This is a genomic window from Pedobacter duraquae (assembly GCF_004362245.1).
In the GTDB taxonomy this organism is placed as follows: Bacteria; Bacteroidota; Bacteroidia; order Sphingobacteriales; family Sphingobacteriaceae; genus Pedobacter; species Pedobacter duraquae.
The window spans coordinates 390,832-403,995 of the sequence record NZ_SNWM01000001.1; the positions used below are offsets into that span (position 1 = coordinate 390,832).

The following is a 13,164-nucleotide window of genomic DNA, read 5'->3' on the forward strand; positions in this document are numbered from 1 at the left end:
AAACTGCCGCAAAGAAACGTAAAACATTTTGACCATAATCAGGTTATTAGCGCATGGATCCATTCAACATTAAAACAGGATTTGGAGAACACGAGGTTACCCTAACCATCCTTCCTCATGAAAACGGTTATTACAAGGTAATTTATTTTGGTGGTGTACTCGGCGCCGTACGATACGAAAACGACACAGACCTTTGGGAAGTTGTACCACCCGAAGAAGTTGAGGCTGGCGACCTGCCTTTATATCAAGATGATTTGTCTGGCGACAGGTTAAAGATCGTACTTGATGAGGAAACGGTAGATGAAATTGGTGAGGAAATTGAGCAAATGATAAATCAAAAATGATTACTCATCAATCAAATCCAGATAACAAAATCCTAAAGCTTTAACTGAATCTCCTACACCCTGTGCTGATTTTGGCGCAGGGAATTCCCTGATTACCTTTTCTCCTACTGAAAATTTCACCGGGCTGCTGAATAACGGGCCATCAAACACAAAAGTATGAAATTCGCCATGCTCTCCGCAAGGATCAATAGCTGCTGGAAGATCTTTTATAAAATCATGATCTATAACTCTTCCACAAAACTCTGATAGCTCTTCTTTTGCACATACAACGATTGTTTTATAACCTAAATCAATAAATTCAGAGATGAGCGATTTGGTATTTCTTTTCCAAATAGGGAAAATGCCCGATATGTTATGGGAGGCCAGCTGCTGCTCCCGATATTGCCTAAGGTCTTCAAGAAAGATATCTCCATAACAGGAATAGTCATATCCTTCATTTTTCAAAAATTGTAAATGCTGATTCATTACTTCGCTGTAGATCTCCATACCTGGCATCGTTGGCATTCGGATTTCATACAAACTCTGATTCAGGCATGCTACCTGCTTACGAAGTAAAGAAGCACGCAATCCATGCATCGAAACCCTGTCAAATTCAGTACTGATAGACGTTACAAAACAGCCGATATCCAATTCGTTTTTGATAAAAGCGTAGTGATAAGCAAGCATACTATCTTTACCGCCGCTCCAATTAAAGAAAGCACACTTCTCAAGCATATTGTGCCAATAATGGATAAACAGTCAGCATTCCTGTTGTGGCTGCCTCTTCAATCGGTACAGTATTTTTATAATAACCGGTAACGGGTATTCTTGGATCAATGATATACTTGGGAACGTCGTCAGGAACAAAATCAAGCAAGCCGGCAGCTGGGTATACAGCAAGTGAAGTACCGACCACCATAAAAACATCCGCCTGACTGCAGGCTACTGATGCAACTTGTATCATAGGCACATCTTCACCAAACCACACCACGTGGGGCCTCAATTGTTGCCCATAAGTACAAACGTCGCCCGTTTTTAATTCCCATCCATCAATTGGATAGGTTAGGCTTCCATCCACGTCAGACTGAGCTTTCGTAATAATACCATGCAAGTGAATAATATGCTTAGAACCGGCCCTTTCATGAAGATCGTCAATATTTTGAGTAATGATCGAAACATCGAACAGATCCTCTAAGGCAGCTAATTGTTGATGAGCAGAGTTAGGCTGAGCCGCCAGTACTTGTTTTCTACGCTGATTATAGAATTCTTGTACCAGTCCGGGGTTTCTTAACCAGGCCTCCGGAGTGGCAACATCTTCAATATTATAACCCGCCCAAAGTCCATCTGCATCCCTGAACGTCTGAATGCCACTTTCTGCACTTATTCCGGCACCAGTTAAAACCACCAGTTTTTTTTTCATGTGTTCCTAATCTTGGAAATAAACAATATATGCTAAACCCTGACAGGCTTAGTATCGTAGTGGGTAAAACATGCTTTCAGAGAATCATCCGGCCTGAAAATTTCGGGATGGAATATACAGGACAGCACCTCTACCCCCTTTATCAAAGTGCCAATACTTGGCTGCGTGAACAAATCAAAGTCGACAATATATACCGCATTTCGTTTTACAGCTTCAAGTTCATCCCAGCCTGGGTGGGAGGCGAGTAGATACATCTCTTCCAAACTCCTCTGCTGATCGAATCCACATGGCGCAATTACCAGAACCTCGGGATTATACTTCCTGATCTTTTCCCATTTATTAACGATAGAATCACCTGCCGGATTGGATAACATATCTATACCACCTGCGATAGCAATCTGATAGGGAATCCAATGGCCGCAATTATAGATTGGTTGAATCCATTCCATTAACATGACTCTTTTTAAAGGAGCTTTATGTGCCCGGAGCTGATCAATGATGTTATCTTTCTTCTCTTTCAAACCGGCCAGATATCGATAAGCGACTTCTTCCTTACCCAGTGCCCTGGCTATGGTTACAGCACACTCAAATACATCATCAAGCGTATTGGGACTCAATGAAACGAGTTCAGGCTGCTTGCTTAGGTTAGCAATTGAAGCTAAGGTACAGGTTGTATCGATGAGGCAAACCTCACAGGTGTCCTGGGTAAAGATAATATCAGGAGCTATGCTTTCCATAATCTCTTCATCGACCCAATACATGCTTTTCCCCTGGGCCTTTGAAGCAGAAAAAATTTGATCAATCTCCTGACTGGTATAGGTGTTTCCTTCAAGCACATAGCGCACTACTTTCGGTAATGCTGCTGCTTCTTTAGGACACTCAAAAGTAACTGCATAAAGCAGGTCTTCCAATCCCATGTCATAAATCATTTTAGTTGCAGCAGGTAAAAAAGAGACGACTTTCATAGTGTAAAAATAATCTTTTTTTTGGTTTGAGCAATGAGGACAGTGTGAGAACATAGTGTAAGAACGCTAATAAAACATTATCGACAAATTATAGGCAAACGGGGCCTAAACGGGGGGGTGACGCGCCCTTGACGCGGCCTTAACCCGGCTGTTGGGCGCGTTAAGGCCGTATTGAGGCCGTATAGAATAGGCTTGGATGGATAATCAACTATGAACATGCTCTTAAGTTACTACATAAAAGACTTATATTCATCTGATTAACAGTGTTTTAATGAAAAAATGGTGATCTTTAAATGAATATTGGCAGGCTATGACGCTCCGTCCGAAACTAAAAAGGCTACCTTCCTTTCGGAGGCAGCCTTAAAACAATAATTTAGTAAATCCTATATACTTACAGCAGCATCTTTTCCTTTGAAATTCAGTACAGGATATTTATACCTAAGCAATTCAAACGAACCAAACATCAACGCCCCATAACCTAATGTTCCATATAAGAAACGGAATTCGAATGGAATAGCCATTTCAAGCACAGTCCAGAATCCTGCTAAAGTTTGTGGAAAAGATGGAGAACCATACCACATACCGAAGTCAGTAACAATCCAATGAATCAATACAATAATCAGTGTTGCAGCAGCAAAGCTCAATACACCCGGTTTTTTAATCACCAGTTTCCCAACTAAAGTCATTAGTGCAAAAGCACCATACACCCAGTACCAACCTTCATACAAAAACCCACTACTGTATTGCTTATAAACAGTAAGACTTAAAACTAGATCGCTGATTAGCAAGGTGAGTAAGGGAAAAGCAAACGCCTTTGCATTACTATTAAAATAAGCCCCACCAAATAGCGCGATAGCACCAATAGCAGAATAATTAGCCAGCACTTTAATGTCTCCAATCACGGGTACCAGAACGCGTAACATTCCGACAACAAGGATAAAGATTAATAGGATAAGTGTTCTAGGATTAAATTTAATATTAGACATATCTATATAGTTGGTTAGTAGTACAAAGTTATCAAATTTTATCTGATATTAAAACTAACACCGGCATTGACATTAAAGCCCATGCTGCTGTAACCGTAGAACTCTGTATACTTCTCGTCCAGAATATTTTTCAGATCTGCGAATAGTTTAACTCTTCCTTTCGCTATTCCATATTCCCCATAAAAATCAAGTAGCTTATAAGCAGGCAAATTAACAACTGAGGTGTTTGGATATTCAAAGTTTCCATCAGTGCGTTTCCCGATATATTTAAGATTCGCGCTGACAAATAATGCTGAAGTAGCTTGAACACCTGCATTTATGCCAAAACTATGTTTAGGTCTGCGGAACAGATAGTTTTCAGTAGCATTATCCACGAAGTTGAATTCTGTACCCTCTACATATCCATAAAAACCTTTGATATTGAATTTTCCGTAATGAACAGCAGGTTCGATTTCAAAACCTTTAGCTTTTTGACTCAATTGGTTGATATAACCAACAGTACCGTATACAATAGCATTTGTCAAATCTCTTTTATAACCTGCAACTCTTAAAGTAACATGCTCATCAAGTACGTTGATGTTAAAACCAGCTTCGTAATTTTTAGATTTTTCAGGTGTCAGCGCTAAATTGGCACCATATTGACCAAATAACATTTCAAGGGTTGGAGCCTTAAAGTTTGTCGAGATAGTTCCAAATAATTTTACTTCTTTGATGATGTTTATTGATGGTGTAATACTGTAAGTATAGTTTTCTCCATATTGTTTGTGTTTATTATAACGTCCGCCAACTTCCAGATTAAAGATACTAAGATCATGCAAAAACAGGGAAGCATACGTACTGAATAGGTTTGTTGTAGGATTGTTAGCGGCTTTAACTGCTGTAACTCTATTATCCAGGCCAACAAGTACGTCAAGGTTGGATCCTACCTTTTGATTATAAAATAAATCGATCAGATCCATGCGACCTTGTGACAAGCTCGCACCATATTGATTTACCGATTCGTTTGACGTTGTTTCATGACTATAATTCAGGTTTATTTTTCCAGTCGCAAATTCATACTTGGTATTCAAACCACCTGCAAAATGTTTAAGCTTGAAGTTATTTGTTGCATTGTCAGCAAATGCCCCAGCATCGAAATCATAATGACCATAGTAATACCTCAGGAAAGGACTAATACTGAATTCTTTAGATGCCTGCAGAGAGAAATTGGCGTTTACCGCTCCGGTTTTGTTACCATCCTTATCAAATTCTGCAGTACTTCCTTCTGGTCTGGCCGCTTCAGAAATCCCATTGGTTTTACCTTGTGTGTAAGCTACGTTGTAAGAAAAATCTTCCACCTTCGCGCTAATTCCAACGGTACCCTTATAAGTTTTGTAGCTTCCGGCACTGGCGGTGCCATATACGCTGTTTCCACCTTTACCACCCTTTTTAGTGATGATATTGATCACACCTGCTACAGCATCAGAACCGTAGATAGTAGATTGACCACCTTTGATGATTTCAATATGATCGATCTGATCAATTGAGAACATGCGCAGATCAAAAGCTGCACCTGCTCCTGATGGGTTACTTGCCAATATACCGTCTATCAATACAACTGCATAGGCACTCCCAGCCCCTCTTACAAAGATGCTTTTGTTAAGCCCCTGGTTGCTGGTTGCACCACCAACAATGATACCTGCCTGCTCGCTTAATAGTTCTGGTAATGTTTTACCGGCACTATGTGATAGCTGCTCGGCAGAAATTACGGTAACGACCTTACCTGTTTGAGATTGTTTCTGATCGTTTTTTGTTGTGGTAATTACGACTTCATTTAATTTAACATCTTCCTGAGCGAAGGATGCATAACTCAGTCCTAATACCTGGGCGAAACCTAAACCGGCCGCCAAAAATAGATTGTTGTTTTTTTTCATTGCTTTTGTTTTTAAACAAAGCAATCGGAAGAACAGAAATGGATAAATCAAAATACGTATCCCATCTCCAGCTTCAATCCCCGAAAGCTATGAAATTAATACTTAAAGGCAGGTCTTCTGACTTACTCCCGGTTTTCCTGCCTTCCCGTCCCATTTCTGAAACAGTGGCTTTGATTTGGATCCGTTATGGAGCTTACAGCTGCGGGACAGTTGCGGAATTACACCGCATTCCCTTTTAATCCTGAGTGTTTTAATTAGTTCAGGAACCAAAAAGCGACGCAAAGGTAGAAAAATATAAACCCCTACCAAATTTTATTACCTTAGGATAATATATTATCACTGCTAATTAAAATAAATCAATGTTATAGGTTGATTAGGTTGTCTTATCGAATACCAAAAGGCATTCAAAAACAATAATTGATCATTTAAGCTAATGGAACTGTGCTTTCAAAAACAGCGGCACAACAAGCTCGTCATTTAAACGAAAGAAAGACATCATCAAGAGGAAAATTATGCCTTTTACAGTAATACACTGAAATTTTAGTTAATTTATTACGTTAATTTGCAGGAGTTTTTTACCTGTTTTATATTTATACGCTTACAAGTTTTTTGACCTTTATCCTATGTTTAAAGAAATCCGGAATAAATACATTCGATTTATTAGTATAGCCATCTTCTTCGTTATAGTGTTTTTCTGCGCTTTACAGCTTAATTTTTTGTGGCTATTTGGGTATTCTCCATCTTATAGAGATATCAAAGCGCCCACGCTACGTGTTGGTTCTGAATTATATACAGCAGACGGGAAGTTAATTGCCAGATACTTTAAAGAAAACAGAACACCCGTAGATTTCAAAGAAATTGCGCCGAGCGCCGTCAATGCATTGGTTGCTACTGAAGACGTCCGCTTCTACAAACATATGGGTATTGATTTCCGCTCACTCCTTTCCAGTGGAATTTCCACAGCAACAGGAGATAAACGCGGGGCCAGCACGATCACGCAACAACTTGCTAAAAACCTTTACCGTACGAGGTACAATAAATCGCAGGGTTTTATTAAATACGTTCCGGTTATCCGCACAATAGTGTCCAAATTTAAAGAATGGATGACCGCTGTGAAACTCGAATCAAACTATTCCAAGAATGATATTCTGACCATGTACCTAAATACTGTGTCATTCGGTAACAACGCATACGGGCTCAAAACAGCTGCGCGAATTTATTTTGACAAGGAAACAAATGAGCTTACCGTACCTGAATCTGCGGTACTTATCGGAATGTTAAAGGGTACATCTATATACAATCCCCTAAGAAACCCTGAAAGGGCACTGGAAAGAAGAAATACTGTTCTCGGACAAATGAACAAGTATGATTATCTGAGTTCTGCTGAGTTAAAAGAATATAAGGCTAGCCCACTCAAGTTAAAAGCTGGTAATCTGGATGAGGGGAGCGATGGTGATTCCTATTTGCGTGCCGCTGTGGCCAAATATCTTGAGAAATGGTGCACAGACAACGGTTACGATCTATATGAAGACGGACTCAAGATTTACACAACGATTGATTCCAAGCTTCAAAAATACGGAGAAGAAGCTGTTGCAGAGCAGATGAAAATTATACAACGGCGTTTTTACAATGTATGGGGTAAAGAAGATCCATGGTATGATTCAGAAAAAAATAAGGTAGATTATCCAAGCCGCGCAAAGCATAACTTATCCATCTATGCAATGCTCGAGAAGAAATACCCAAATAACCCCGATTCTGTTGAAGCCTATTTCAATAAAAAAAAGAAAATGAAGATTTTCTCCTGGAACGGCGCCCGTGACACACTGTTTTCAACGATGGATTCAATTCGCTATTACGGAAAGATCATGAATACAGGTATGATGACACTTGAGCCATCCACGGGTAAAATCAAGGTTTGGATCGGTGGTATTGACCATAAATTTTTCAAATATGATCATGTTAATCAGAGCAAAAGACAGGCTGGCTCTACTTTCAAGCCTTTTGCATACCTGGCAGCTTTAGAAAGTGGCATGAATCCATGTGATACTTTTACCGATAAGCCTGTGCGCATTGCCTATCAGGATAAAGGCAAAACGGAATACTGGGAACCTAGAAATGCCGACTGGAACAACACTTATCAAGAGATGTCATTACGCCTGGCCATGGCCAGATCGGTTAACACCATTACTGCACAGGTGACAGAAAAAGTAGGCTGGGATAATGTTGTGAAGTGGGCGCATGAATGTGGCATCGACAGCCATCTACAGTCTGTCCCTTCGGTAAGTCTGGGTCCAAATGACGTTTCTGTTTATGAAATGGTTAAGGCATATGGCACGTTTTTGAATGATGGCGTGAAAACAGATCCGATTCTGGTAGAAAAAATAATGGATCAGGACGATAATTTAATTGACGATTTCAAGCCTAAAACGAAAAGAGTTTTATCAGAAGAAATCAGTTGGTTGATGCTTTATATGTTCCGTGGCGGCCTTGATGAACCCGGTGGAACTTCTGCTGCGCTTTGGGAATGGGATTTATTTAAGAAAAACAACCAGATTGGTGGTAAAACTGGAACTTCCTCAGATTATGTAGATGCCTGGTATATGGGTATAACAAAGGACCTCGTAACCGGGGTTTGGGTAGGATGTGACGAGCGCACTGCCCACTTTAAAAATGGTGAAACCGGGGAAGGATCAAAAACAGCGTTGCCTATTTTCGCAAAGTTCATGGAGAAAGTATACCATGATCCTAATTCAGGCTATACGTACGGTCCATTTCCTAAAGCAAAGGTCAAAATCACCAGAAATATAGACTGCCCTACTCCCCGGTATAAAGTTGATACCTCGGCTGTAGACAGCACAACGTTGGATTCCCTAAATATGGATGTTGCTGCTACTGAAGAGCCTCAACAGGTGAAGACGGAAGAAACACCGGTAAAGGTTGAAGAGAAAAAAGCTCCTGAACCTGTACAGAAACTACCTCCCGCACCCGAAGTTCCACTGACCAGAAAAGAACAACGGGAATTAAGAAGGAAGGAAAAGCAGGAAGAAAAAGAACGTAAAAAGAATAACCCACCTAACTAAAAGCAATCCGTGGATATGAAAAAAACAATTACCGGTTTTAAAAATCTAAGTCTGCTCGTTTTTTTGATGCTTATTACAACAACCTATGTGCAAGCGCAATATTTCGGACAGAACAAGGTAAGATATAAGAACGAACCATTTAAGGTGCTGCAAACGCCCCATTTTGAAATCTACTATTATATTAAAAACCAGCAATTGCTTCAAAAATTTGCACAGGATGCCGAGACCTGGTACAAAATGCACCAGGAGGTTTTCAGAGATACGTTCCTCAAAAAAAATCCGATTATCCTATATAATAACCAACCCGATTTCCAACAGACTACTGCCTTAAGCGGCGAAATAGGAATTGGTACCGGAGGTGTGACGGAAGCACTAAAAAATAGGGTAATTATGCCGGTAATGGAGTTGGGTAATCAAACGCGACATGTACTTGGACACGAACTTGTGCATGCTTTTCAATACCATCTCCTGCTAGAAAAAGATTCTATGAGCCTGGAAAATGTAAGCCAGGTTCCACTTTGGATGGTTGAAGGAATGGCCGAGTATCTATCTATCGGCAAATCCGATGCTTTTACATCTATGTGGATGCGTGACGCGATGCTTAACAGAGACATCCCGTCATTAAAGGACCTGACCAATTCCAATAAATACTTTCCGTATCGTTATGGGCAGGCTTTTTGGACTTTTATAGGCTCAACCTATGGTGACAGCACGATAGTACCATTATTCAAAGCTACTGCACGCTATGGCTATGAAGATGGTCTCAGACATACCCTTGGATACGACGACAAATCGTTGTCTGGCTTATGGAAACAGGCTATTGAGGCGCATTACAGGCCGATGCTTAAAACCGATAGCTCCCAGGTTAAAATCAGCGGTGTTAAGATTATTGATAATAAAAACGCAGGCAATATGAATGTTGCGCCAGCAATCAGTCCTGATGGTAACTTGTTGGCCTTCCTTTCCGAAAAAGATCTTTTTGGAATCGACTTGTTTTTAGCGGATGCCCGCACCGGTAAAATTATAAGAAAATTAAGCAGTCAGATTTCTAATTCCCACATCGACGATTTCAACTTTCTGGAATCGGCCGGAACCTGGTCGCCCGACAGCAAAAAATTCGCGTTCAGCATTTACAGTAAAGGCCGTAATCAATTGATGATTATTGATGTTAACCGCGGCACTACTTTATTGCAGACTGGGATGGGGAAAATCGAGCAATTTGGCAACCTCAGCTGGTCGCCGGACGGATCAACGATCGCGTTTTCAGGAATGCAGGAAGGTCAGAGCGATATATTCTCCTACAATCTAAACACAAAAGAGGTCAAACAGTTAACTAAGGACATCTACTCGGATTACGCGCCAAGCTATGCACCCGATGGCAAACATATCGTATTTTCTTCTGATCGTGTTGCAGCAACAAAAGGCAGCACTAATGCAGTACATGCATTAAATTTAAGTATGATTGATCTTTCAACGCAGGAAATTTCCAATATTTCGGTTTTTAAAGGTGCAAACAACTTAAATCCGCAGTTCTCTGGAGACAGCAAAAAGATTTTCTTTCTATCAAACAGGGATGGCTTCCGCAACATATACCAATATAACCTGGGTACACAGGAAACGTTGCAGTTAACTGACTACTTTACGGGAGTGAGCGGAATTACAGAATTCTCTCCTGCTATGTCTGTATCAAGGAACGACGATGTTGTATATAGTTATTACAGGTCACAGCGGTATACGCTTTATAACGCTACCCTCAGCAATTTTAAAAGCAGACCTATAGATGGCACGTCTACCAATTTTGACGCTGCTATATTGCCACCAGTAGCAGAAACGGGCGTCAGCATTGTAAACGCTAACCTCCGGAACTTTGGCCGGTTTGAGCGGACGAGTTTGGACTCTATGAGAACAGTTCCATACAGAGCAAGATTTAAATTGGATTATCTCGCCAATAGCGGTGTTGGCGTTTCTTCAGGAAGGTTTGGTACTGGTGTTCAGGGAGGTATAATGGGAATGTTTAGTGATATCCTTGGAAAGAATCAAATTATCGCTAATATTTCGGTGAATGGTCAGATTTATGACTTCGGCGGATTAGTAGGCTATATCAATCAGGCAAGCAGGATCAATTGGGGCGTTGCTGTCTCACATATACCATATATTACTGGTTTTAGAGATGTCTCCACCGAGTCATTACCATCCAGCGATGGCAAAACAAATATTCCCGTTTTTAATGAACAGACCAACATCATCAGAACTTTTGAAGATCAGCTGCAGCTTTTTGCTGCCTATCCTTTCAATAAAATCCACCGTTTTGAAGTAGGAACTGCGGTGTCACGCTATAGTTATCGTGTAGAAAGAATCAGCAATTACTATGAAAATATCAATGGGGTGTCTGGTGGTTATGTGGGTACCAGCAGGGATAGGATTCCAAATGACCAGGCAAGCAACGAATTAAACCTGCCATTGCGCTCATTCTCTCTCTATCAACTGAATGCTGGATTTGTGGGAGATAATTCGATATTTGGTATGACTGCGCCAATTGCTGGTTTTAGATATCGCATTGCTGCTACACAATATCTGGGAGATTATAAATTTAAAGAACTTAATGCTGATCTACGAAAATATGTGCGCGCTAAGCCCGTAACTTTTGCCGCCAGGTTTTATGCAGATATGCGTCTGGGCGCAGACGGTGAAAACCTGTACCCACTATACTTGGGTTATCCCTACCTGATTAGAGGTTATGAGGCTAATTCGTTTTACAACAGCAAGACTGGAGAAAATGGAAATTTCGATATCAACCAGTTGTCAGGAAGCAAAATAGCTGTGTTTAATTTCGAAGTAAGACTGCCATTTACAGGACCCAAAAAACTGGCTCAAATTCCATCAAAATTGTTGTTTACAGATCTAAATTTGTTTTTTGATGCAGGCGTAGCTTGGGACGAATATTCGAATGTCAAATTTAAAAGTCAGCCAGACGGCGTCTTACTTGAAAATGGTAAACCAGCTGAACGTGTACCTGCCCTGAGTGCCGGTGTATCCTTGCGGGTTAACATTTTCAATGCCTTTGTACTTGAGCCTTATTACGCCTTCCCTTTCCAGCGTAAAGATGTAAAAGGCGGTGTATTCGGCTTAACCTTCGCACCCGGCTGGTAGAAACGTTTAGGACAGAATACTCAGCGGCATTGTCACCTGAGTATTGATTGGCTTGCTCATCAGGATATGCTCAAAATCAAGTCCTATAGTCAGATCAATCCAATCTGGATTACAAGATCTTACAAGTCTTTCTTTCTGCATACGCGTAAACCTGCTTACAACCTTAAAACGCGCAATAGCTTGTGCTTCGGTCCTGAATTCCTCAAAATAAACAAGCCTTGTGAGTTGTTGAGCACTGTCGAAAAACAAACTTGGCATTTTTTTATAAAAATCAAGTGTCTTGATCAGGTCAGAACTCATTCCAACATGCATACTTGTTCTGTTTCTGTCGGTTACGATATACACAAATTTTTTCATCACTGTTAAATTAAATTTTAAACTAATATAATTAGTACATATATTTGGGAGACCGATAAATATTGCTAACTTTATTGGCACAATAATACTAACATTTTTAGTTTAAACAAATTATTTTTAAATATTTATTTTTATGTCAAACATCTCGTCCAATTTGAAATACCTGAGGAAGAAAAAAGGCCTCACACAGCAGCAATTCGCAGATGAAATCGGAATTAAAAGATCTTTGGTGGGGGCCTATGAGGAGGATCGTGCAGAGCCGAAATATGATTTACTAAAAAGAATAGCAGAATATCATGATTTCACGATTGACGAGTTTATCAATGAGGAGATTAATGATAAGTGGAAGCCTAAACCTAAGGGTCACGGATCTAATTTGAGGATATTAAGTATTTCTGTAGATCAGGACGATAATGAAAATATCGAACTTGTACCTGTTAAGGCTAGTGCAGGTTATTTAAATGGCTTTTCAGACCCCGAGTATATCAAGGATCTTCCTAAGTTCCAATTACCACTGCCATCACTAAAACAAGGGACATTCAGAGGCTTTGAAATTATGGGCGACTCTATGCTACCGATCCAGCCGGGAAGTATTGTTATTGGAGAATACTTGGAAAATTGGTCTGAAGTTAAGACAGGTGAGACGTATATCATAATCAGTAAAAATGAAGGTGTGGTTTACAAAAGAGCAGGAAATAGATTTAAGGAGAACAAAGAACTGAAGTTGATTTCTGACAATAAAGTCTACGATCCATATTCCGTGGCAGCAGAAGACATTATGGAAATATGGAAGGCAAAGGCTTACATCACTTCCAGCTTACCAGACCCTACCCCTGAGCCGACTATGGAAACGCTAACGCACATGATGTCGCAAATGCAAAAGTCCATTTCTCAGATGAACAAAAGCAATTAACATTTTTTAACAGTAGCGTCTTTAAACTTTATTTGATTTATCGGCTCTATTCTAGAA

At 40.2% G+C, this 13,164-nt stretch carries 10 protein-coding genes and 1 riboswitch; of the genes, 4 read left to right on the forward strand and 6 right to left on the reverse strand.

Annotation, left to right across the window (positions count from 1 at the left end; all coding sequences use genetic code 11):
- Positions 1–53: 53 nt before the first annotated feature.
- The gene (locus tag CLV32_RS01810; protein ID WP_133551793.1) at positions 54–344 is read left to right on the forward strand and encodes a hypothetical protein; all 291 of its coding nucleotides are present in this window, start codon (positions 54–56) and stop codon (positions 342–344) included.
- On the opposite strand, the gene CLV32_RS01815 is transcribed toward CLV32_RS01810, so the two are convergent.
- The 5 genes from CLV32_RS01815 to CLV32_RS01835 all read right to left on the reverse strand — a co-directional run bounded on the left by CLV32_RS01815 (position 345) and on the right by CLV32_RS01835 (position 5,607).
- Positions 345–1,058, reverse strand: coding sequence for a Dph6-related ATP pyrophosphatase (locus CLV32_RS01815; protein WP_133551795.1), 714 nt, complete (start codon positions 1,056–1,058; stop codon positions 345–347).
- Entirely contained in the window at positions 1,051–1,743 is a 693-nt protein-coding gene (locus CLV32_RS01820; RefSeq protein WP_133551797.1) for a Sir2 family NAD-dependent protein deacetylase, read from the reverse strand. The genes CLV32_RS01815 and CLV32_RS01820 overlap by 8 nt, the downstream gene beginning before the upstream one ends.
- A 32-nt stretch (positions 1,744–1,775) precedes the next feature.
- Positions 1,776–2,708, reverse strand: a complete 933-nt coding sequence (locus CLV32_RS01825; protein WP_133551799.1) for an ABC transporter substrate-binding protein — start codon at positions 2,706–2,708, stop codon at positions 1,776–1,778.
- A gap of 383 nt (positions 2,709–3,091) precedes the next feature.
- Positions 3,092–3,694, reverse strand: coding sequence for a DUF6580 family putative transport protein (locus CLV32_RS01830; RefSeq protein ID WP_133551801.1), 603 nt, complete (start codon positions 3,692–3,694; stop codon positions 3,092–3,094).
- Positions 3,695–3,732: 38 nt separating this feature from the next.
- Complete coding sequence (locus tag CLV32_RS01835) at positions 3,733–5,607, reverse strand: TonB-dependent receptor plug domain-containing protein (protein WP_133551803.1); 1,875 nt, start codon at positions 5,605–5,607, stop codon at positions 3,733–3,735.
- A gap of 90 nt (positions 5,608–5,697) precedes the next feature.
- A riboswitch (cobalamin riboswitch) is annotated at positions 5,698–5,893 on the reverse strand.
- 337 nt (positions 5,894–6,230) lie between these two features.
- Between CLV32_RS01835 and CLV32_RS01840 the strand changes: the two genes are divergently transcribed.
- Both CLV32_RS01840 and CLV32_RS01845 read left to right on the forward strand, forming a co-directional pair.
- The gene (locus CLV32_RS01840; RefSeq protein ID WP_133551804.1) at positions 6,231–8,687 is read left to right on the forward strand and encodes a transglycosylase domain-containing protein; all 2,457 of its coding nucleotides are present in this window, start codon (positions 6,231–6,233) and stop codon (positions 8,685–8,687) included.
- Between the two features lie 15 nt (positions 8,688–8,702).
- Entirely contained in the window at positions 8,703–11,837 is a 3,135-nt protein-coding gene (locus tag CLV32_RS01845; protein ID WP_133551806.1) for a DPP IV N-terminal domain-containing protein, read from the forward strand.
- 6 nt (positions 11,838–11,843) lie between these two features.
- On the opposite strand, the gene CLV32_RS01850 is transcribed toward CLV32_RS01845, so the two are convergent.
- Positions 11,844–12,194 carry a GIY-YIG nuclease family protein gene (locus CLV32_RS01850; protein WP_133551808.1) on the reverse strand — a complete coding sequence of 117 codons (351 nt, stop codon included), beginning with the start codon at positions 12,192–12,194 and terminating at the stop codon, positions 11,844–11,846.
- A 133-nt stretch (positions 12,195–12,327) separates the two neighbouring features.
- Between CLV32_RS01850 and CLV32_RS01855 the strand changes: the two genes are divergently transcribed.
- The gene (locus CLV32_RS01855; protein ID WP_133551810.1) at positions 12,328–13,107 is read left to right on the forward strand and encodes an XRE family transcriptional regulator; all 780 of its coding nucleotides are present in this window, start codon (positions 12,328–12,330) and stop codon (positions 13,105–13,107) included.
- Positions 13,108–13,164: the final 57 nt, after the last annotated feature.

What these genes read in the sequence shown, in the direction of transcription:
- CLV32_RS01825 (WP_133551799.1), bottom strand. Translation starts at nt 2,708, where the DNA reads ATGAAAGTCGTCTCTTTTTTACCTGCTGCAACTAAAATGATTTATGAC.
- CLV32_RS01850 (WP_133551808.1), bottom strand. Translation starts at nt 12,194, where the DNA reads ATGAAAAAATTTGTGTATATCGTAACCGACAGAAACAGAACAAGTATG.
- CLV32_RS01830 (WP_133551801.1), bottom strand. Translation starts at nt 3,694, where the DNA reads ATGTCTAATATTAAATTTAATCCTAGAACACTTATCCTATTAATCTTT.
- CLV32_RS01835 (WP_133551803.1), bottom strand. Translation starts at nt 5,607, where the DNA reads ATGAAAAAAAACAACAATCTATTTTTGGCGGCCGGTTTAGGTTTCGCC.
- CLV32_RS01820 (WP_133551797.1), bottom strand. Translation starts at nt 1,743, where the DNA reads ATGAAAAAAAAACTGGTGGTTTTAACTGGTGCCGGAATAAGTGCAGAA.
- CLV32_RS01810 (WP_133551793.1), top strand. Translation starts at nt 54, where the DNA reads ATGGATCCATTCAACATTAAAACAGGATTTGGAGAACACGAGGTTACC.
- CLV32_RS01845 (WP_133551806.1), top strand. Translation starts at nt 8,703, where the DNA reads ATGAAAAAAACAATTACCGGTTTTAAAAATCTAAGTCTGCTCGTTTTT.
- CLV32_RS01840 (WP_133551804.1), top strand. Translation starts at nt 6,231, where the DNA reads ATGTTTAAAGAAATCCGGAATAAATACATTCGATTTATTAGTATAGCC.
- CLV32_RS01815 (WP_133551795.1), bottom strand. Translation starts at nt 1,058, where the DNA reads ATGCTTGAGAAGTGTGCTTTCTTTAATTGGAGCGGCGGTAAAGATAGT.
- CLV32_RS01855 (WP_133551810.1), top strand. Translation starts at nt 12,328, where the DNA reads ATGTCAAACATCTCGTCCAATTTGAAATACCTGAGGAAGAAAAAAGGC.